This is a genomic window from Variovorax sp. UC74_104 (assembly GCF_044055375.1).
Taxonomy (GTDB): domain Bacteria; phylum Pseudomonadota; class Gammaproteobacteria; order Burkholderiales; family Burkholderiaceae_C; genus Variovorax.
On the sequence record NZ_CP171978.1, the window covers coordinates 390535 to 409106 of the forward strand.

Sequence of the window (18572 nt, forward strand, 5' to 3'; positions counted from 1 at the left end):
TGCCCAACAAAGGTGCCAACATGGCCCCATGAAAACCCTGAGCGCGCTGCCGTCTGGTGCATCCGGCGGAGCCCGGCTCGGGCCGGCCGGCCCGGGAAAACCTGCTACAAACGGCCGGGTTCACCGCCCTCCACCCCCGATTTCCTCCGCCCTCCGCTTTCGGCATGACCCCTCCGGCCTCCACGCCCCCTTCCGCCCTGCCCGCGGCCGCCGCCGGCGCACAGACGCTCAATGACAGGGTCGCGGAGCTGATCCGCCAGAAGATCGTGAAGGGCGAGTTCTCGCCGGGGCAGCGGCTGTCGGAGGCCGCGCTGGCCGACAGCTTCGAGATCTCGCGCAACACCCTGCGCGAGGTGTTCCGCACGCTGACCAAGGAGGGGCTGCTCAAGCACGCGCCCAACCGCGGCGTGTTCGTGGCGGTGCCGAGCATCGCGTCGATCATCGACATCTACCGCGTGCGACGGCTCATCGAATGCCAGGCGCTGGCCCAGGCCTACCCGCGCCACCCCGCCAAGAAGCACATGCGCGAGGCGGTGGAGATGGCGCTGAAGTGCCGCGAGGCCGGCGACTGGCTGGGCGTGGGCACGGCCAACATGGAGTTCCACAAGGGCATCGTGGAGCTGGCCGACAGCGAGCGGCTGAACAACCTGTTCGCCCACATCCTTGTCGAGCTGCGGCTGGCCTTCGGGCTGCTGAAGGACCCGGAGTTCCTGCACGCGCCCTACGTCGACATGAACATGAAGCTGCTCGAGCTCATCGAGGCCGGCAAGTTCGCCGAGGGCTCGGCCGCGCTGAACGACTACCTGGTGCACTCCGAGCGCATCGTGCTGGCGGTCTACGCGCGCAGCATGCCCGAGGGCGGCATCGACAGCTAGGTGCTGCGGATAATGGCTGTCCGCCCCTGAAGGACACCCGCCATGACCCTGTCTGCCTACCTGCTCTTTCTTCCGGCCTGCTTCGCCATCAACATGGCCTTCGGGCCCAACAACCTGCTGTCGGTGACCAACGGCGCCAGGCACGGCGTGTCTCCCGCGGTCATCGCGGCCAGCGGCCGGCTCGCGGCCTTCGCGATCATGATCGCCATCGCCGGGCTGGGCATGGGCGCGGTGCTGGTGGCCTCGGAGCTGGCTTTCGACGTCATCAAGTACATCGGTGCGGCCTACCTCGTGTGGATCGGCATCCGCCTGCTGCGCGCGCCGGCGCCAACGGCCGAGGTGCAGGCGCGCGACGCCGCATCCGCGCCGCCCTCGATGCGCGCGCTGGTGCGGCAGGAGTTCACCGTGGCGGCGGGCAACCCGAAGGCCATCCTGGTGTTCACCGCCTTCTTCCCGCAGTTCGTGGTGCCGGGCGCCTATGCCTCCAGCTACCTGCTGCTGGGCCTGACCTTCCTGGTGTTCGAGTTGGTGGCGATCGCGCTCTATGCGCTGCTCGGTGCGCGCATGCGCCGGCTGGCCAATGGGAGCCGTGCGATGCGCTGGTTCAACCGCATCAGCGGCAGCATGATGGTCGGCTTCGGGCTGATCCTCGCCTTCACGCGCCGGCCTGCATAGGAAGCACTTGCAGCTCAACTTTCATTTCGTGAAACACCGCGGAACCGGCTTTGCCGGGCCGCTGGTGTTGCCCCTGCAAGGGGGTTGGCGAAGCGACACGAAGTGCGCGAAGACTGGGGGTGTGCCTGGTTCAGGCTTTCAGGTACTCGGCCTTGGTGCCCAGCCAGCGGTCGATGTGCCGCTGCGCGAGGTCGGGGTGCTTGCGCAGCATGACCGGCGCGAGTTCGCGGGCCCAGTCGAGCAGCAGCGTGTCGGTCGTGAGGTCGGCAAAGCGCAGCAGCGGCGCGCCCGACTGGCGCGCGCCCAAGAATTCGCCGGGGCCGCGTATCTCCAGGTCGCGCCGCGCGATCTCGAAGCCGTCGCTGGTCTCCGCCATCGCCTTGAGCCGCGCACGCGCCGCCTCGCCGACGCGGCCGCTGTCGCCCGGCGCGTAGAGCAGCACGCAGGCCGAGGCCGCCGCGCCGCGCCCCACGCGGCCGCGCAGCTGGTGCAGCTGGGAAAGGCCAAAGCGCTCGGCATGCTCGATGACCATGAGCGAGGCATTCGGCACGTCCACGCCCACTTCGATCACGGTGGTGCTCACCAGCACCTGAATCTCGTTGGCGGTGAAGGCCGCCATCACCGCCTGTTTCTCCGCCGTGGGCATGCGCGAATGCAGCAGGCCGACCTGGATGGGCTCGCCCAGCGTCCCGGCCAGCTCGTCGCGCGTCTCGGTGGCGTTGCGCAGGTCGACGGCCTCGCTCTCCTCGATCAGCGGGCACACCCAGTACACCTGCCGGCCCTGCGCGATCTGCGCATGGATGCGGTCGATGACCTCGTCGCGCCGGTGGTCGGCCACCAGCCTGGTGACGATGGGCGTGCGGCCCGGCGGCAGCTCGTCGAGCGTGGAGACGTCGAGGTCGGCGTAGTAGCTCATCGCCAGCGTGCGCGGGATGGGCGTGGCACTCATCATCAGCAGGTGGGGCTCCAGGTGTCCTTCCGCCTTGCCGCGCAGGGCCAGGCGCTGCGCGACGCCGAAGCGGTGCTGCTCGTCGATGATCGCCAGCGCGAGGCTCTTGAAGCGCACCTTCTCGGAGATGACCGCGTGCGTGCCGATGACCAGCGCGGCCTGGCCGCTTTCCACCGCCGCCGACATCTCGTCGCGCTCCTTCTTCTTCTGGCTGCCCGTGAGCCACGCCACGCGCTGGCCGCGCGCGGCCAGCAGCGGATCGAGCCAGCCGACGAGCTTGCCGAAGTGCTGGGCCGCGAGGATTTCGGTGGGTGCCATCAGCGCGCACTGGAAGCCCGCGTCGATGCAGCGCGCCGCCGCGAGCGCCGCCACCACCGTCTTGCCCGAGCCCACGTCGCCCTGCAGCAGGCGGTGCATCGGGATCTCGCGGCCGAGGTCGCGCGTGATCTCCTCGCCGACGCGCTGCTGCGCACCCGTGAGGCCGAAGGGCAGCACGGCGAGCAGTTGGGCATGCAGAGAGGCCGCGTCGGGTTCGGGCGGCACGGGCGGCAGCACCGGCGCGCGCTGCGCCGCGCGCTCCATCCGCGCCTGCAGCTGCGAGAGCTGCTGCGCGAGCAACTCCTCCGCCTTGATGCGCTGCCAGGCCGGATGGCTGTGGTCTTCGAGCGTGGCGATCGCCACGTCGGGCGTCGGGTAGTGCAGGAAAGTCAGCGAGTCGCGCAGGTTCCACGCGCCGCGAAAACCGATCTGCACGGGAATGGTCTCGTCGAGCACCGCGCGCGCCAGGCCGGAGCGCACCTCGCGCCGCAGCACCGGCTGGGGAAGCCCGGCCACCGTCGAGTACACGGGCGTGAGCGCATTCGGCAGCGCGGTGCCGGCGGCCTTCACCGTCGGATGCATGATCTGCCGCCCCACGAAGCCGCCGCGCATCTCGCCACGCACGCGCACCTTGGCGCCGACCGCGAGCTGCTTCTGCTGCGACGGATAGAAGTTGAAGAAGCGCAGCTGGCAGGTGTCGCTGCCGTCGTCGATGGTCGCGATCAGCTGGCGGCGCGGGCGGTAGACCACCTCGCATTCGGTGACCACGCCTTCGACCTGTGCCACGTCGCCGTCGCGCGTGTCGGCGATGCGCACGATGCGCGTCTCGTCCTCGTAGCGCATCGGCAGGTAGAGCGCGAAGTCGATGTCGCGCACGAGGCCGAGCTTGCGCAGCGCGCGCTGGACCTGGCTGAGGCCGGAGCCCGGCGGCGACGGCTTCTCCGGCGCGGCGGCGGTCGCTTCGGCGGGGGGAGTCGGGGCTTTCTTGGCGGGCACGGACGAGTCTTCTAGCGCGGGCGGCAAAGGTCCGTCAAGGCGCTGCGGGCGTCGGGGAACATGAAGCCGAAGCCCGACTGCAGCAGCCGCGCCGGCACCACGCGCTGGCCTTCGAGCAGCAGGTCGGCCTGCTCGCCGAGCAGCAGCTTGACGGGCGCGGCCGGCGTCGGCATCCAGCAGGGCCGGTGCAGCACGCTCGCGGCGACGCGGGTGAATTCTTCCTGGCTCAGGGCGCCGGGCGCGGTGAAGTTGAACGCCTGAGCGGCGGCCGGTGCCGAGGCCTTCTCGGTCAGGGTCCACACATGCGCCATCGCTCGGATCAGGTCGTGCACATGCACCCACGACAGCCACTGCCGCCCGCTGCCGAGCCGCCCGCCGACGCCGAGCGAGATCGGCAGCAGCAGCTGCGGCAACGAGCCCTGGTGGCCCAGCACGAAGCCGAAGCGCATGCAGGCCACGTGCACGCCGTGCGCCACCGCCGGCTGCGCAGCCTGCTCCCAGCGCTGGCACAGCTGCGACATGAAGATCGGCTGCGGCGGTGCGTCTTCCGCGAGTTCGCTCGCGTCGCCCTGCGGCTGCACGCCGTAGTAGCCGATGGCGGAGCCGGACAGCAGCAGCCATGGCTTGCGCGGCCGCGCCGCGATCCACGCGACCAGCTGTTGCGTCAGCCCTTCGCGGCTTCGCAGCAGCTGCGCCCGGCGCCGCTCGCTCCAGCGCATGCCGAGGATGCGCGCACCCGCGAGGTTGACGACCACGTCGATGTCGTCGGCCGCCGGCACCTCGTCGAGCGACTGCACGCAGCGCACCGCGCCGCCGAAGTTCCAGGCGGCCGATCGCGCGTCGCGCGTCCACACCGTCACGGCATGGCCGTCGGCCACCAGGTGGCGCACGAGCAGCTGGCCGATGAAGCCCGTGCCGCCCGTCACCAGTACGTGCTGCGGCTTCGATCCGAAGCGCACCGGCGCCTGTGCATCGCGCGCCTGCTCCTGCACGCCACGCCTGAAGAGCGCGCGCGCCGCGAAGGCGTCGCGCAGGCCCGACAGGCCCACACCCACGCCGCACAGCGCCAGGAACGCGCCGAGCCAGCCTTGCGGCTGCCACACCATCGCGGTCGGCTGCGCGGCCCATTCCGTGGCGCTCATCGCCAGCAGCGCGATGAAGGCGCCCGCGTTGATGGCCAGCACCGTGTGCGTCACGCGCTCGGTCGGCGGCAGCAGGCGGCTGCGGTCTTCGACCACGAAGTCCCACAGCGTGAGCACGATCTCGACGCCGAACACCGCAAGCAGCACCCACGCCCATGCGCCATGCCAGGCCCAGGACGACAGCCCGATGAAGAGCGCGCAGTAGATCGACGAGCGCGTGGCATGGATCGCCAGCTCGCGCCCGGCCGTGCCGCGCCGCGGCAGCGCCTCGGTGCCCTCGTGGTGGTAGAGCGTGTCGAAGGCGCCGAGCGCGCCTTGCGCGGCCATGAGCTGCAGCGCGAGCAGGTGCGTGTCGATCATGCGGCCACCGCCTTCGGCTCGGGGATTTCCTCGAACACGCCGACCTGGGTGAAGGTCGTGCCCATCAGGCAGTGGCGGATCTCGATGCGGATGTTGAAGCGCTCCGGCGTCTCGTTGTGGTGCCAGAGGAAGGTCTTGCCGGGTGTGAGCACGCCGGGCAGCGGAATGCGCCAGCCGAACACGTCCCAGAAATAGCCGTCGCTCTGGAAGTGCAGGCTGCCGTTCTCCACGCTCAGCACCAGCTTCATGCCCAGCCCCATGCCCACGTACTCCAGCACCTCGCCGCGCTCGCTCTCGCGCATGAAGCTGGTGAACTGGATCGGCTTTCGCCCGCGCAGGCGGTAGATGCGCTGCTTGTAGATGGCCGGGTCCCGCGGCTTGGCGTAGACCTGGATCTCCACGGGGAAGTCGGCGTCGCTGTAGGGAATCAGCGCGCCCTGGATGATCGGCTGCGTGATGTGCCCCAGCAGCTTGCCGAAGCGCGAGCAGCGCAACTCGCTCAGCGCGCCCAGGTAGTGCAGCGCCTTGCCGGGCGACGGGTTCTTGTCGAAGCGGCGGCGGATGTCGGGGTGCAGGCCCTGCCAGGCGCTGCCGAGGATCTTCTTGAAGAGCTCTCCCTCGGAGGGACCGGGCGGCGAAGCTGACGAAGAAACACGCGCGGCTAGTGAATCGACCATCCGCCGATTCTGCCTCGGACAACCCCGTGAAGCCCGCGGAAACGGCCGGCTTTCGCGGCATGGGACAATCCGGGCCTTCCCCCGTGCCGTGCACCTGCGGTGCCGGGTGGAGCCTTCCCACCGCTTCCCGTCTTTCTTGGAACGGGCCCGTCCGGCCCTCAAGCACATGCGCGCTTTCACGCTCTCCGATTTCGACTTCGCCCTGCCGCCCGAACTGGTGGCGCAACACCCGGCCCCCGAACGAACCTCCTCCCGCCTGCTCGACGGCACGGGGCCCGCACCGGTCGACCGCATCTTCAGGAACCTGCCCACGCTGCTGCGCCCGGGCGACCTGCTCGTCTTCAACGACACCCGCGTGGTGAAGGCCCGCCTCTTCGGCGAGAAGCCGACCGGCGGCAAGCTCGAACTGCTGGTCGAGCGCGTGCTGCAGGGCCAGGAGGTCGTGGCGCACATGAAGGTGAGCAAGAAGCCGACCGTGGGCACCACGCTGGAGATGGTCGGCGGCTTCCGCGCCACGCTGCTGGGCCGCTGGCCGGACGAGAACGGCGCCCTCTTCCGCTTCGCCTTCGAGAGCGACAGCGGCGAGAACCCCTACATGCTGATGGAGCGCTGCGGCCACGTGCCGCTGCCGCCCTACATCACCCACACCGATTCGGCCGAGGACGAGAGCCGCTACCAGACCGTGTTCGCGCGCGTGCCCGGCGCGGTGGCCGCGCCCACCGCCGCCCTGCACTTCGACGAAGGCCTGCTGGCGGAACTGGAGGCGAACGGCGTGCAGCGCGCCAACGTCACGCTGCACGTGGGCGCAGGCACCTTCCAGCCGGTGAAGACCGAGAACATTTCAGAACACACGATGCACGCCGAGCGCTACGAGGTGCCGGAGTCGACGCAACATGCGATTGCCGAATGCAAGGCCCGCGGCGGACGCATCGTGGCCGTGGGCACGACCACCGTGCGCACGCTCGAGTCGTGGGCCAGGAGCGGCGAGGCCGCGGGCGACACGCGCATCTTCATCACGCCGGGCTTCGCCTTCGAGCACGTCGACCTGCTGGTGACCAACTTCCACCTGCCCAAGAGCACGCTGATGATGCTGGTCTCGGCCTTCGCGGGCTACGAGCGGGTGATGGGGCTGTATGCCCATGCCATCGCCGAACGCTATCGCTTCTTCAGCTATGGCGATTCGATGCTGCTGGCTCGTACGAACACCCCAATTTGACGATCGATATAATTCCGCTTACCAATCGGATATCGATATGCCAACCGTTACCGTTTCCTCCAAATTCCAGGTGGTCATCCCTCAAGCCATCCGCGAACAGATGGCCATTGAGCCGGGTGCACGATTCAGCGTCGTGCGGCACGGCAAGGCCATCGAGCTGATCCCCGTCCCGACGCTGGAAGAGCTGCAGGCCGAGTTGCGCGGCATCCCGACGGATATCGTCGACGATCCCGAGCGCTTCTGATGGCGCGCAGTTCCGTCAAGGCCCCCGTCGGGCCTCTGGTTCTGGATTCGTCCTGCTGGCTCGAAGTCTTCGGTGCCACCGAGCGCGCGAAGCTCTACCAGCCCGCTGCGGCCGACCCCAGCTTGCTCGTCGTTCCGGTGGTGACCCTGTACGAGGTCTACAAGACACTGCGCCGAATCCGCGATGCCTCCATCGCATCACGTGCCGCGGCCTACATGCAGCAAGGCGATGTGGTCGAACTCGATGCCGCCTTGTGCCTGGGAGCCGCCGACAACGGTCTTCCTTTTGCCGACAGCCTCATCTACGCCACGGCGCAGGCGCGCGGCGCCACGCTCTGGACGCAGGACGCGCACTTCGATGGACTGCCCGGCGTCAAATACTTCTCCAAGCCCTGATGCTGAACTTCGAACTCCTCAAGACCGACCCCGACAGCCACGCGCGCCGCGCCACGCTCACGCTCAACCACGGCAAGGTGCAGACGCCGATCTTCATGCCCGTGGGCACCTACGGCACGGTCAAGGGCGTGATGCCGCGCAGCCTGGAAGAGATGGGCGCGCAGATCATCCTGGGCAACACCTTCCACCTGTGGATGCGCCCGGGCCTCGACGTGATGGCCAGCTTCGGCGGGCTGCACCAGTTCGAGAAGTGGGACAAGCCCATCCTCACCGACTCGGGCGGCTTCCAGGTGTGGTCGCTGGGCGCGATGCGCAAGATCAGCGAGGAGGGCGTGAAGTTCGCGTCGCCGGTCAACGGCGACAAGCTGTTCCTCACGCCCGAGGTCTCGATGCAGATCCAGACCATCCTCAACAGCGACATCGTGATGCAGTTCGACGAGTGCACGCCCTACGACACCAAGGGCCACATCACGACCGAGGCCGAGGCGCGCGTCTCGATGGAGCTGAGCCTGCGCTGGGCGAAGCGCTGCCAGGCCGAGTTCGAGCGCCTGCAGAACCCGAACGCGCTCTTCGGCATCGTGCAGGGCGGCATGTTCGAGAACCTGCGCGAGGAGTCGCTCGCCGCGCTGGTCGACATGGACTTTCCCGGCTACGCCATCGGCGGCGTGAGCGTGGGCGAGCCCAAGGAAGAGATGCTGCACATCATGGGCCACACGCCGCACCGGCTGCCCGCCAACAAGCCGCGCTACCTGATGGGCGTGGGCACGCCCGAGGACCTGGTGCAGGGCGTGGCCGACGGCGTGGACATGTTCGACTGCGTGATGCCCACGCGCAATGCGCGCAACGGCACGCTCTTCACCCGCTTCGGCGACCTGAAGATGCGCAACGCGCGCCACAAGAGCGACCCGCAGCCCATCGACCCGAGCTGCACCTGCCACGCCTGTGCCGGCACCTCGGGCGTGAGCTGGAACGACGGCGGCCGCGAAGGCTTCAGCCGCGCCTACCTGCATCACCTCGACCGCTGTGGCGAGATGCTGGGGCCGATGCTCACGACCATCCACAACCTGCACTACTACCTGAACCTGATGCGCGAGATCCGCGAGGCGCTGGACGCGGGCACGTTCACGGAGTTCCGCGCGCGCTTCAAGTCGAAGCGGGCGCGCGGGGTCTGAGGCCTCGCCCTACTTCAGCGGCTGGATCGGCAGCGGCGTGGCATAGGGCTCGATGCGCAGCGCATCGTTCCTGAACACCACGATCTGCCTGAGCGGCGCCTGCACCAGCGCGCCGCCCGCGTCCTTGCTGGAGGCGTACTGCCAGAGGGTGAGCTGGCCCTTGGCGGCGAGCTGCGCCGCCAGCCGCTCCACCGCGGGGCCCGAGCCGGCGCCGAGCATCGCGGCGTCGGCGCCGACGATCACCTCGTCGCGCGACGAGACCACCTTGAAGAGCTGAACGCCCGGCGCGGACGACTGCGCCCGCACGGAGCGCAGCGCCAGCGCGGCGGGAACGAGCATCGCGAACGCGACGAGGGTGCGGCGGCGGGGAAGTGTCTTCGTCTTCATGGGAGCAAGCGTAGCCACGCACGTGCGCGCCGCCCATTCGCCGGAAGCCATACACCGATACACCGGCCAGCCGCTATCCGCTACGCTTGCCGTCCGTCTCCAACGCCGTTGCCGCATCCCCATGACCGACGCATCACAACTTTCGCCCTACACCGCCCGCTATCCCTCGCTGGCTGGACGCACCGTGTTCATCTCGGGCGGCGCCAGCGGCATCGGCGAAGCGCTGGTGCGGGCCTTCCATGCGCAGGGCGCGAAGGTGGGGTTCTGCGATCTCGACAGCGCCGCCGGCAATGCGCTCGCGGCGCAGTTGCTGGGCGAGCACCCGGCTCTCTTCCTGCCTTGCGACGTGACCGACACGGCCGCCCTCGCGGCCACCATCGACGCGGTGCGCCAGCGCTTCGGGCCGGTGTCCGTGCTGCTGAACAACGCCGCCAACGACCGCCGCCACGAGATGGCCGACGTGACCGACGAGGACTTCGACCGCCTCGTGGCCGTCAACTTCAAGCACCAGTTCTTCGCCGCGCAGGCGGTGGCCGACGACATGCGCGCGCTGGGCGGCGGCTCGATCGTCAACTTCGGCTCGATCAGCTGGATGATCAAGGGCAAGGGCTACCCGGTGTACCAGGCCTGCAAGGCGGCGGCGCGCGGCCTCACGCGCTCGCTGGCGCGCGACCTGGGCAAGCAGAACATCCGCGTGAACTCGATCGTGCCGGGCTGGGTGATGACCGAGCGGCAGATCAAGCTGTGGGTGAAGCCCGAATCAGCCGCCGAGATCGATGCGGCGCAGTGCCTGCCGGGGCGCGTGATGGCGGAGGACATCGCGGCGATGGCGCTCTTCCTCGCAGCCGACGATTCGCGCATGTGCACCGCGCAGGACTACGTCGTCGACGCCGGCTGGACCTGAAAAAAAGCCTCGCGCATCGCGCGAGGCTTTTCCCTTTCGAGAACACCGCCGGAACCGGCTTTGCCGGGCCGCCGGTGTTGCCCCTGCAAGGGGGTTGGCGCAGCGACACGAAGTGCGCGCAGCCTGGGGGTGTGCTCGATCAGTCCCGAAGCTCTGCTGGAACCGTACCGCCATTGGCGGCCAGCTTGGTCATGACCTGGCGATGCAGCCAGATGTTCATCTTGGCGCTGTCGCTGGTGTCTTCGCCGTAGCTCAGCTCGGCGGCCAGCTGCTTGCGGGCTTCGAGGCTGCTGTCCAGGCCCAGCAGCTTCATCAGGTCGACGATGGAGGTGCGCCAGTTCAGGTTCTTCGAGCCCGGCATGGCGTCGAGCACGGCGGCCACGTCGCCCAGCGGAATGGCGGGCGGCGGCGCGGCCACGGCGGGCGCTGGTGCATCGGCTGGCGCCGCGGGGGCAGGCGCCGGGGCCTCGGCGGCTTTGGCGCCCGGGAAGATCTTGGAAAGGATGCTGCCAAAAATGCTCATGCTTGTGCTCCGTCGAAGGGGTTGGCTGGAAGTCTGCGGCAACATTTGTGTCGCAGCCGGCGGGTTGTAGCACGACCGTACAGCATGTCCGCTACATGACGTGTCGAAGCTTCCGCCGGCCGTGACCGAATTCGCAGACTACGCCTCGGCCGTGCCCGTCCCCAGAGGCGGCAGCACGCGCGGCGCAGCCGAGGTGCCGCACGCGTGGCAGAACTTCGAGAACGCGCTCTTGCGGGTTTCGCAGTTGCCGCAGTGGTCGAAAAGGCCGATGCCGCAGTGCGGGCAGAAGTCGATCTCGTTGTTCTTCAGGTCCACCGGCCGCTCGCAGCCCGGGCACACGCTCTTGGCCAGGCGCGCGAGCGCGGTGTCGTAGCTCAGTTCCTCGCGGCGCACCTGGTCGGGCTGCTGCTCGGCCAGCTTCTGCCGCGCGAGGTACCGGTTGAGCGCGACGATGGCGTAGCGTCCTACCAGCACCGTGAGCAGGATGCCCACCACGTAGCGCACGTAGCCGCCGTAGCTGGGCAGGTAGGGCACCAGCTCGACGAAGAAGGCGAACAGCGCGAAGAAGATGAAGCCCCACACGAAGGGCCAATAAGTGCTCTTGCGCTTCTTCACGAAGAGCCAGCCCGCCACCACCAGCAGCGGCAGCGTGAGCGCCAGGCGGTAGGCGAACACGCGCAACTCCACGCGGCGGTACTCGGCGTCCAGCTTGATCTGCGCATCGCGCTCCAGCTCCGACAGCGCCATGCGCGCGCGCTGCTCGCCCTGGCGCGCATCGAGCGTGATCTTCTGCTGCGCGTTGACCTTGCGCTGCAGCTCTTCTTCCTTCTGCTTGAACGCGTCGAGCGCCTTGGTGCGCGCGATGAGCTCGGTGTCCTGGTCGGGCAGCGCGGTGGCGCGCCGCGTGGAGAGCCAGTTGGCAAAGGTCTCGCGCGCATTGCGGCTGGCCTGCTGCGCGGCGTTGAGCTGCAGCTGGATCTGGTCGAGCTCGCGCGCAGCTTCCAGTTCGGCGGCTTCCGATGCCTTGATGGTGGCGCGCAGCGGCTCGGCCCTGGGCTTGTCGATGAAGTCGTCGATGCCGCGCACGCGCTCGACCTGCGGCAGGTCGCTCACCACGGTGCTGCCGAGTCCGATGAGGAAGCTCGCGAACACCAGCGCCACCAGCCAGAGGCCGCGTCGGAACCATTTCTCGGAAAGTCTCAAAGACTTGCTCATGTTGTTTTCTCCTCGTTCTTTCTCACTGAAGCTTCAGCGTCACCGGCGCCGCACTCAGACCGGCGCGCGGCATCCAGGCGAATACCGAATCGACCGTCACCGTCTCGATGCGGTCTGAAAAACGCTTGTCGTTCGGATGATCGTCGAAAGCCACGTTGGCCGAGCCCACGCGCCCGCCCAGCCGCGTGAGCGGGCCCAGCTTCAGCGTGGTGGGCTCGTACCCCTTGAACTGCATCCATGCCTGCGCCTGCGCGCGGTTGGCGATGGTCGCCGGTTCCATGGCGGCGGCGAGCGTTTCCATGGCCCACTGGTTCGACTGCTGGTACTTGCGGCCCCACACGTAGCTCACGATGCTGTAGGGCTCGGTGTGCAGCCGCACGATGCGCGCGGGCGATTCGTTCAGCGCGGCCAGCAGCCGCGCCTGCACGTCGGGCATGGGCACCACCCAGGCGGCCTCGTAGCGCCAAGGGTCGTCGAGGAAGAACTCGCCGAGCCCCTGCCGGTAGACCTCGGCGATGGCGGTGCCGCACTGGTTGAGCTTGTGCACCACACGCCACGGGCCGGCCTCGGTCTTGTAGGCGAAGCCGAGATGCGAGTAGCGCAGGCCGTACTTGCTCAGGTCCTGCCCGGCGCGCGCCAGGAGCACCACGCGCGCGCCGCTGGCGTCGAGCGCCTGCGAGGTGCGCTCGGCCATCCGCATGCCCTTGACGATCACGTCGGGCGTGGGCCTGACCTGCTCGCAGGAGCGGCCGGCCTGCGCCTGCAGGGGCAACAAGACCGCCGCGACCGCAAGCGCTAGTGCGAGCAGCGGCGCCAGCGCGCGGTTCACGACAACCTCTCGTTGTGGAGCAGCGCGCGGCCGATGGCGTTGGGCACGAAGGCCAGCACCTCGCCGGCCGCCGACAGCACCACGCCCGAGCCGATCACGGTGACGAGCACGCTGGCGCCCACCGCGTTCGCCGAGCTTTCGGCGACGCGGCCTGCGACCTTGATGCTGGCACGCGCGCCGTCGGAGGCGCGTTCGAGCACGTACACCGTGCCGTCCACCGAGGCTTCGACCGCAACCACGGCCAGTGTCGAGCCGCCCACCGACAGCGCGGCGGGCAGCGCGACCGCCGTGGTGGCCGAGGCCCCGACGGCGGAGCCCGCGACCACCACCGACGCCACCGGCATCAGCGAGAGGGCGAGCGAGGCGTCGCTCTGGGCCCGGGCCTGCATGGGAACCGCGACACCGGCGAAGACAGTGCTGGCGGCGACGAGGGCGGCGGCAATCGACTTCCTGATCATGATGAGTCTCCGTTCTTCGGGTGCGTGGGTCATTCGGAGGCGGCAGCAGCGGCGGCGGCTTCGGCGCGCGCCATGCGGCGGCCCTGCAGGCGGGCTTCGGCCAGGTCGGCCTCGTGGCGGTCGCGCAGCGTCTTGGCCAGCGTGAAGGCCGAGCTGATGAGGAACAGCCAGCTCACGCCCAGGAAGGCCTTGTAGGCTTCGTTGATGTCCATGCGCACGAGGCCCCAGCCGGTCAGGCCCATCGCGACGAAGAAGCTGCCCCAGACGACCAGCTTCCACATCGGCACGTCACGCGACGCTTCGGAGCCCCGCTCGGCGGCCTGCTGGCTGTCGCGCACGAACTTCGACAGCATGAAGGCGGTGCTCAGGCAGAAGACGTAGCCCATCACCATGAACGCCCGGTCCAGCGCCTCGCCCGGCAGCCAGCTCAGGCCGGTCGCGCACAGGAAGACGGCGATCGCGAACGATGCCCAGGCCTGGAACTGCCAGGCCCGCGTGTCGCGCTGGATGAAGACGGTCGTGGTGGATGAGAGGGGTTGCATGTGTGCCTCGCGGCGTAGTGAAGGTGAGCGAATGATGGTTCGCTCCCGCACCGCGAGGCTTGAATGCTTGCACCAGTTGCGGTTTCCGGCTCCGCCGGTATCCGCAATCGATACTTTTGGGGGTGTTTCAGGCGGCCAGCAGGGCGCTCACGCGCTGGCGCAGCGCGTCGGGCTGCACCTCTGCCGGCGGCACCGGGGCGCCGACGTTCAGGCCCACGCGGCTGAAGAAGCCGCGGCGGAAGGGCTTGGCCATGGCCACTCGCTCGCCGCCGCGCAGCTCGATGCGGCTGAAGTACGAACCCCAGAGGTTGGTGAGCGCCATCGGAATCACCGGCGGCTCGATGCCCTGGGCGCGCGCGCCCTCGAGGATCTTCATCACGCCGCCCTTGAAGGGCTGCAGCTCGCCGTCGCGCGTGATCGCACCTTCGGGGAAGATGGCCAGCAGGTCGCCCTCGCGCAGCACCTCCTGCGCCTTCGCGAAGGCCGCCTCGTAGGCTGCCGGGTCGTCCTTCTGCGGCGCGATCGGAATCGCCTTGGCCAGCTTGAACAGCCAGCCCAGCACCGGCACCCTGAAGATGCGGTGGTCCATGATGAAGCGGATCGGCCGCGGGCTCGCCGCCATCAGCAGCACCGCGTCGATGAAGCTCACGTGGTTGCACACCAGCACGGCCGCGCCCTCGGTGGGAATGTGCGTCTCGCCCTTGATGTCGAAGCGGTAGACGAAGCGCGACAGCACCCAGGCCACGAAGCGCAGCAGGTACTCGGGCACCAGCATGAAGATGTAGAACGCCACCACCGCGTTGGCGATGCCGGTGAACAAAAAGATCTGCGGAATGGTGAAGCCCGCGCCCAGCAGCGCGCCCGCGATGACCGAGCTGCCGATCATGAAGAGCGCGTTGAGGATGTTGTTGGCGGCGATGATCCGCGCGCGGTGCGTGGGCTGGCTGCGCAGCTGGATCAGCGCGTACATCGGCACGCTGTAGAGCCCCGCGAACAGCGACAGCAGCGCCAGGTCGGCCATCACGCGCCAGTGCGCGGGCTGGTGCACGAAGGCGCCGATGCCCATTTCCGCCACCTTGGGCAGGCCGCGCGAGGCAAAGTACAGGTCGATCGCGAACACGCTCATGCCGATGGCGCCCAGCGGCACCAGGCCGATCTCCACCTGCCGGCGGCTGAGCGTCTCGCACAGCAGCGAGCCGACGCCGATGCCCACCGAGAACACCACCAGCAGCAGCGAGGCCACCTGCTCGTCGCCGTGCAGCACTTCCTTGGCGAAGCTCGGGAACTGGCTCAGGAACACCGCGCCGAAGAACCACATCCACGAGATGCCCAGCAGCGAGCGGAACACCACCACGTTCTGGTTCGCGAGCTTGAGGTTGCGCCAGGTCTCGCTGACGGGGTTCCAGTTGATGACCAGCCCCGGGTCGGTGGCCGGCGCCCTCGGAATGGCCTGCGCCACGCCGCGCCCGACCAGCGCCAGCAGCACGCAGCCCACGGCCACGCTCGTGTGGCCGACGTTCGGCAGGGCCACCAGCAGCCCGCCAGCGACCTGGCCGAGCAGGATGGCGACGAAGGTGCCCATCTCGACCATGCCGTTGCCGCCGGTGAGCTCGCGCGCGTCGAGCACCTGCGGCAGGTAGGCGAACTTGACCGGGCCGAAGAGCGTGGAGTGCAGCCCCATCAGGAACACGCAGGCCAGCAGCACCACCGCATTGGCCGTGACGAAGCCCCAGGCGGCGATCAGCATGATCACGATCTCGAGGTCCTTGACGAAGCGGATCATCTTCGTCTTGTCGAACTTGTCGGTGAGCTGGCCGGAGGTGGCCGAGAACAGCAGGAAGGGCAGGATGAAGAGCGCGCCGATCACCAGGCCCGCCATCGACGGCGGCATCCAGCTCAGCTGGAGCTGGTAGGTCACCATCACGGTGAAGGCGAACTTGAAGAGGTTGTCGTTCGCGGCACTCGCGAACTGGGTCCAGAAGAAGGGCGCGAAGCGCCGCTGCCCGAGGAGCGCGAACTGGTTGGCGTGGGCGTTCTCCTCGTGAGCCACGGGCGTGGCCGGGGCTGCGGCGGCGGGATTTGTCATTCGAAGAGTGCTCCTCATGCGGCCACGGCGGCGGCGCCCGGATTGTGCCGCAGCGCGGCTTCCCAGCGCATCTCCAGCTTGCGCAGCGCGAACACCACGGGCAGCCCGGCGAGCGAGGCCGTCAGGTGCTTGAGCGTGTGGCCCGACACCGTCTGATGCGTGAATTCGTAGATCTGGTGGTCGGCCATCTCGAAGCCCTTGGCCAGCACGTAGAAGAAGATCACCCAGCCCAGCTTCAGCCCCACCGACTTGCGCATCGGCGTGGCGAGCGCCAGCGTCAGCACCAGCGCCATGCCGCCGAACTGCACCAGCGCCCAGGGCATGACGTTGCCCGTCTCCTGGAACACCTCGGCCGAGAGCAGCCCCGCCGTCAGCACGAACCAGGCGGCGGGCCAGCCGGCGCGCTGGCTCACCCGTTCGCAGACCGCCACGCCGATCAGCCCGGCGAAAGCCACCGCCATGCCGGCGCGGTCGGCCGCGAGCCGGGGGCCGTCGGGCATGAGGTGGTAGAAGGCCGAGCCGGCGGCGGCGGCGATCAGGCCGGCGAAGAAGAGCCACGCGCAGTCGAGCGTGTTGTCCGGCGGATCACTGGCCGGAGGAGCCAGCGGGAACTGCGACAGCGCCTCCTGGTGCGAGCGGTCGATGCGGTTGAGCCGGTACAGGCCCCAAAGGCCGATCACCACGAAGGGGATGTTGCTCAGCACGTCCATGGCGTTGGGCAGCCCATGCCAGCCGCGGTTGTCGGCGAACACCGAGGCGATGGCCACGTCGGCGGCCGGCAGCTCGGGGCCGAAGAAGGCGATCAGCGCGAGCAGCGCGAAGGTGAAAAGCAACCCGCGTTCGCGGCGGCTGAGGGAGGGCAGAAGCATGGCGGTCCTCGGTGGTGGTCTGAACTGGGGCGGAATTTAGGGTCCGCACCCCTCCAGAGGCATCGAGAATCGATACGAGGTACTAATTCACACCCGGTGGTATCTCCGATTGATACTTGCCGACGCCCGTGTACGCTTCCGGCCCATGAGTACCACCGTCGATCTCGTCCAAGCCCTCAAGAACGAACTCAAGAACGCCCGCATGACCTACGCCGACCTGGCGCGGTCGCTCGACATGGCCGAATCCAGCGTCAAGCGCATGCTGGCCAAGAGCGACATGCCGCTGTCGCGCGTGGACGCCATCTGCCGGGCGCTGAAGATCGATTTCGCCGAGCTGGCGCGCCGCGTGGCCGACGCCCAGCCGTTGCTGAAGGAGCTGACGCACGAGCAGGAGAAGGCCGTGGTCAAGGACAAGAAGCTGCTGCTGGTGGCCATCAGCGTGCTGAGCCAGTGGACGCTGGAGCAGATCGTGGCGGCCTACCGCGTGAGCGAGGCCGAGTGCATCGGCTTCCTGGCGCAGCTGGACCGCATCGGCATCATCGAGCTGCGCCCGCTCAACCGGTATCGCCTGAAGCTCGCCAAGACCTTCCGCTGGCGCCCGCACGGCCCGGTGATGGAGTTCTTCCGCGAGAACGTGGTGCTCGACTACTACAAGGGCGGCTTCGACGGCCCGGCCGAGGGCCTGCTGCTGGTGCACGGCCAGATCAGCCGCTCGCTGGCGCCCGCCTTCCTGGAACGCCTGCAGCGCGTGGCGCAGGACTTCGCCCAGCAGCACCAGACCGACCAGAAACTGGCCGCCAAGGACCGCGAGGGCTACACGCTGCTGCTGGGGATGCGGAACTGGGAGTTCGAAGCCTTCACCCGCCTACGCCGGGCCTGAGCCTCAGGGCTTGGCGGCTTCGAGGGTGTCGCGCATGCTGCGCGCGGCGGCTTTGGCCGCCTCGGCGAAGTCTTCGCCCGACGAGGCATAGATGATCGCGCGCGACGAGTTCACGACGATCGGCGCATCGGCGCGCCAGCCGGCGCGCACCGTGGCGACGGCATCGCCGCCCTGGGCGCCGACGCCGGGAATCAGCAGCGGCACGGTCGGCGCGAGTTCGCGCACGCGCTCGATCTCGGCGGGGTAGGTCGCGCCCACCACCAGGCCGAGCTGGCCGTTGAGGTTCCACGGCCCCTGCGCCAGCTTGGCGACGTGTTCGTACAGGAAGGGCTGCCCCTCGACGTCCGCCAGGCGCTGGCCCTGCAGGTCGGAGCCGCCGGGGTTGCTGGTGCGGCACAGCAGGAAGGCGCCCTTGCCCTCGTGCTTGAGGTACGGTGCCACCGAGTCGAAGCCCATGAAGGGCGACAGCGTCACCGCGTCGGCGCCGTAGCGCTCGAAGGCTTCGAGGGCGTACTGCTCGGCGGTGGAGCCGATGTCGCCGCGCTTGGCGTCGAGGATCACGGGCACGTGGGGCGCGTTGCGGCGCATGTGCTCCATGAGCTTTTCGAGCTGGGCTTCGGCGCGGTGGGCGGCGAAGTAGGCGATCTGCGGCTTGAAGGAAATGACCAGGTCGGCCGTGGCGTCGACGATGCGAGCGCAGAAATCGTAGATGCGGGTGGCGTCGCCCTTGAGCTGACCCGGGAACCTGGCTGGCTCCGGATCGAGCCCCACGCAAAGCAAGGAACCGTTTTTTTGCTGTGCGGCGGCCAGCTTGTCGAGAAAAGTCATGAGGCCCGATTTTAGGCGGGCCGCCCCGGAAC

The 18572-nt window shown here is 68.8% G+C and carries 20 protein-coding genes; 8 read left to right on the plus strand and 12 right to left on the minus strand.

The window, feature by feature from the left end; translation table 11 throughout:
• Positions 1-164 precede the first annotated feature (164 nt).
• On the plus strand, positions 165-875 hold the full coding sequence (locus ACHMXA_RS01935) for a GntR family transcriptional regulator (RefSeq protein ID WP_176665164.1): 711 nt from the start codon (positions 165-167) through the stop codon (positions 873-875).
• Between the two features lie 42 nt (positions 876-917).
• Positions 918-1550: a LysE family translocator gene (locus ACHMXA_RS01940; protein WP_395318026.1), complete on the plus strand. Its 633-nt coding sequence runs from the start codon at positions 918-920 to the stop codon at positions 1548-1550.
• Positions 1551-1680: 130 nt separating this feature from the next.
• On the opposite strand, the gene recG is transcribed toward ACHMXA_RS01940, so the two are convergent.
• From recG to ACHMXA_RS01955, 3 genes are read right to left on the minus strand one after another with little or no spacing between them, the layout of a single operon-like run.
• Complete coding sequence (gene recG, locus ACHMXA_RS01945) at positions 1681-3813, minus strand: ATP-dependent DNA helicase RecG (protein ID WP_395318028.1); 2133 nt, start codon at positions 3811-3813, stop codon at positions 1681-1683.
• An 11-nt stretch (positions 3814-3824) separates the two neighbouring features.
• On the minus strand, positions 3825-5315 hold the full coding sequence (locus ACHMXA_RS01950) for a TIGR01777 family oxidoreductase (RefSeq protein ID WP_395318030.1): 1491 nt from the start codon (positions 5313-5315) through the stop codon (positions 3825-3827).
• The gene (locus ACHMXA_RS01955; protein ID WP_395318032.1) at positions 5312-5992 is read right to left on the minus strand and encodes a DUF4166 domain-containing protein; all 681 of its coding nucleotides are present in this window, start codon (positions 5990-5992) and stop codon (positions 5312-5314) included. Before ACHMXA_RS01955 ends, ACHMXA_RS01950 begins: the two co-directional genes overlap by 4 nt.
• Before the next feature lie 166 nt (positions 5993-6158).
• Here ACHMXA_RS01955 and queA point away from each other — a divergent pair, with 166 nt between their 5' ends.
• The 4 genes from queA to tgt are packed head-to-tail and all read left to right on the plus strand — an operon-like array spanning position 6159 to position 9019.
• Positions 6159-7208: a tRNA preQ1(34) S-adenosylmethionine ribosyltransferase-isomerase QueA gene (gene queA, locus ACHMXA_RS01960; RefSeq protein WP_395318034.1), complete on the plus strand. Its 1050-nt coding sequence runs from the start codon at positions 6159-6161 to the stop codon at positions 7206-7208.
• A 37-nt stretch (positions 7209-7245) separates the two neighbouring features.
• Positions 7246-7452 carry an AbrB/MazE/SpoVT family DNA-binding domain-containing protein gene (locus ACHMXA_RS01965; protein WP_286553614.1) on the plus strand — a complete coding sequence of 69 codons (207 nt, stop codon included), beginning with the start codon at positions 7246-7248 and terminating at the stop codon, positions 7450-7452.
• Positions 7452-7847, plus strand: coding sequence for a type II toxin-antitoxin system VapC family toxin (locus ACHMXA_RS01970; RefSeq protein WP_126021179.1), 396 nt, complete (start codon positions 7452-7454; stop codon positions 7845-7847). Before ACHMXA_RS01965 ends, ACHMXA_RS01970 begins: the two co-directional genes overlap by 1 nt.
• Complete coding sequence (gene tgt / locus ACHMXA_RS01975) at positions 7847-9019, plus strand: tRNA guanosine(34) transglycosylase Tgt (RefSeq protein WP_395318037.1); 1173 nt, start codon at positions 7847-7849, stop codon at positions 9017-9019. Before ACHMXA_RS01970 ends, tgt begins: the two co-directional genes overlap by 1 nt.
• 9 nt (positions 9020-9028) lie before the next feature.
• Here the strand turns inward: tgt and ACHMXA_RS01980 are convergent, their stop codons facing one another.
• Complete coding sequence (locus ACHMXA_RS01980; protein ID WP_395318038.1) at positions 9029-9406, minus strand: hypothetical protein; 378 nt, start codon at positions 9404-9406, stop codon at positions 9029-9031.
• A gap of 121 nt (positions 9407-9527) precedes the next feature.
• On the opposite strand from ACHMXA_RS01980, the gene ACHMXA_RS01985 reads away from it, so the two are divergent.
• Positions 9528-10310 carry an SDR family NAD(P)-dependent oxidoreductase gene (locus ACHMXA_RS01985; RefSeq protein ID WP_395318040.1) on the plus strand — a complete coding sequence of 261 codons (783 nt, stop codon included), beginning with the start codon at positions 9528-9530 and terminating at the stop codon, positions 10308-10310.
• 139 nt (positions 10311-10449) lie between these two features.
• Here ACHMXA_RS01985 and ACHMXA_RS01990 read toward each other — a convergent pair whose 3' ends face one another.
• The 7 genes from ACHMXA_RS01990 to ACHMXA_RS02020 all read right to left on the minus strand — a co-directional run bounded on the left by ACHMXA_RS01990 (position 10450) and on the right by ACHMXA_RS02020 (position 16832).
• Positions 10450-10833: a DUF3597 domain-containing protein gene (locus tag ACHMXA_RS01990; protein WP_019653942.1), complete on the minus strand. Its 384-nt coding sequence runs from the start codon at positions 10831-10833 to the stop codon at positions 10450-10452.
• A gap of 138 nt (positions 10834-10971) precedes the next feature.
• Entirely contained in the window at positions 10972-12048 is a 1077-nt protein-coding gene (locus ACHMXA_RS01995) for a zinc ribbon domain-containing protein (protein ID WP_176665174.1), read from the minus strand.
• A gap of 22 nt (positions 12049-12070) precedes the next feature.
• Positions 12071-12877 carry a DUF2145 domain-containing protein gene (locus ACHMXA_RS02000; protein WP_395318042.1) on the minus strand — a complete coding sequence of 269 codons (807 nt, stop codon included), beginning with the start codon at positions 12875-12877 and terminating at the stop codon, positions 12071-12073.
• Complete coding sequence (locus ACHMXA_RS02005) at positions 12874-13335, minus strand: hypothetical protein (RefSeq protein WP_395318044.1); 462 nt, start codon at positions 13333-13335, stop codon at positions 12874-12876. The genes ACHMXA_RS02000 and ACHMXA_RS02005 overlap by 4 nt, the downstream gene beginning before the upstream one ends.
• Before the next feature lie 29 nt (positions 13336-13364).
• Positions 13365-13877 carry a YiaA/YiaB family inner membrane protein gene (locus tag ACHMXA_RS02010; protein ID WP_395318046.1) on the minus strand — a complete coding sequence of 171 codons (513 nt, stop codon included), beginning with the start codon at positions 13875-13877 and terminating at the stop codon, positions 13365-13367.
• A gap of 127 nt (positions 13878-14004) precedes the next feature.
• Positions 14005-15963: an MFS transporter gene (locus ACHMXA_RS02015; protein WP_395318048.1), complete on the minus strand. Its 1959-nt coding sequence runs from the start codon at positions 15961-15963 to the stop codon at positions 14005-14007.
• Between the two features lie 14 nt (positions 15964-15977).
• Complete coding sequence (locus tag ACHMXA_RS02020; RefSeq protein WP_395318050.1) at positions 15978-16832, minus strand: hypothetical protein; 855 nt, start codon at positions 16830-16832, stop codon at positions 15978-15980.
• Positions 16833-16977: 145 nt separating this feature from the next.
• On the opposite strand from ACHMXA_RS02020, the gene ACHMXA_RS02025 reads away from it, so the two are divergent.
• Positions 16978-17712 carry a helix-turn-helix transcriptional regulator gene (locus ACHMXA_RS02025; RefSeq protein ID WP_019653935.1) on the plus strand — a complete coding sequence of 245 codons (735 nt, stop codon included), beginning with the start codon at positions 16978-16980 and terminating at the stop codon, positions 17710-17712.
• 3 nt (positions 17713-17715) lie between these two features.
• Here ACHMXA_RS02025 and pyrF read toward each other — a convergent pair whose 3' ends face one another.
• Complete coding sequence (gene pyrF, locus ACHMXA_RS02030) at positions 17716-18540, minus strand: orotidine-5'-phosphate decarboxylase (protein WP_395318052.1); 825 nt, start codon at positions 18538-18540, stop codon at positions 17716-17718.
• Between the last annotated feature and the right edge of the window lie 32 nt (positions 18541-18572).

Coding starts and splice junctions, on each gene's coding strand:
- ACHMXA_RS01950 (WP_395318030.1), bottom strand. CDS start 5,315: ATGATCGACACGCACCTGCTCGCGCTGCAGCTCATGGCCGCGCAAGGC.
- ACHMXA_RS01970 (WP_126021179.1), top strand. CDS start 7,452: ATGGCGCGCAGTTCCGTCAAGGCCCCCGTCGGGCCTCTGGTTCTGGAT.
- ACHMXA_RS02020 (WP_395318050.1), bottom strand. CDS start 16,832: ATGCTTCTGCCCTCCCTCAGCCGCCGCGAACGCGGGTTGCTTTTCACC.
- ACHMXA_RS01980 (WP_395318038.1), bottom strand. CDS start 9,406: ATGAAGACGAAGACACTTCCCCGCCGCCGCACCCTCGTCGCGTTCGCG.
- tgt (WP_395318037.1), top strand. CDS start 7,847: ATGCTGAACTTCGAACTCCTCAAGACCGACCCCGACAGCCACGCGCGC.
- ACHMXA_RS02015 (WP_395318048.1), bottom strand. CDS start 15,963: ATGACAAATCCCGCCGCCGCAGCCCCGGCCACGCCCGTGGCTCACGAG.
- ACHMXA_RS01985 (WP_395318040.1), top strand. CDS start 9,528: ATGACCGACGCATCACAACTTTCGCCCTACACCGCCCGCTATCCCTCG.
- ACHMXA_RS01935 (WP_176665164.1), top strand. CDS start 165: ATGACCCCTCCGGCCTCCACGCCCCCTTCCGCCCTGCCCGCGGCCGCC.
- pyrF (WP_395318052.1), bottom strand. CDS start 18,540: ATGACTTTTCTCGACAAGCTGGCCGCCGCACAGCAAAAAAACGGTTCC.
- ACHMXA_RS02010 (WP_395318046.1), bottom strand. CDS start 13,877: ATGCAACCCCTCTCATCCACCACGACCGTCTTCATCCAGCGCGACACG.
- ACHMXA_RS01995 (WP_176665174.1), bottom strand. CDS start 12,048: ATGAGCAAGTCTTTGAGACTTTCCGAGAAATGGTTCCGACGCGGCCTC.
- ACHMXA_RS02005 (WP_395318044.1), bottom strand. CDS start 13,335: ATGATCAGGAAGTCGATTGCCGCCGCCCTCGTCGCCGCCAGCACTGTC.
- ACHMXA_RS02025 (WP_019653935.1), top strand. CDS start 16,978: ATGAGTACCACCGTCGATCTCGTCCAAGCCCTCAAGAACGAACTCAAG.
- queA (WP_395318034.1), top strand. CDS start 6,159: ATGCGCGCTTTCACGCTCTCCGATTTCGACTTCGCCCTGCCGCCCGAA.
- ACHMXA_RS01955 (WP_395318032.1), bottom strand. CDS start 5,992: ATGGTCGATTCACTAGCCGCGCGTGTTTCTTCGTCAGCTTCGCCGCCC.
- ACHMXA_RS01965 (WP_286553614.1), top strand. CDS start 7,246: ATGCCAACCGTTACCGTTTCCTCCAAATTCCAGGTGGTCATCCCTCAA.
- ACHMXA_RS01940 (WP_395318026.1), top strand. CDS start 918: ATGACCCTGTCTGCCTACCTGCTCTTTCTTCCGGCCTGCTTCGCCATC.
- ACHMXA_RS01990 (WP_019653942.1), bottom strand. CDS start 10,833: ATGAGCATTTTTGGCAGCATCCTTTCCAAGATCTTCCCGGGCGCCAAA.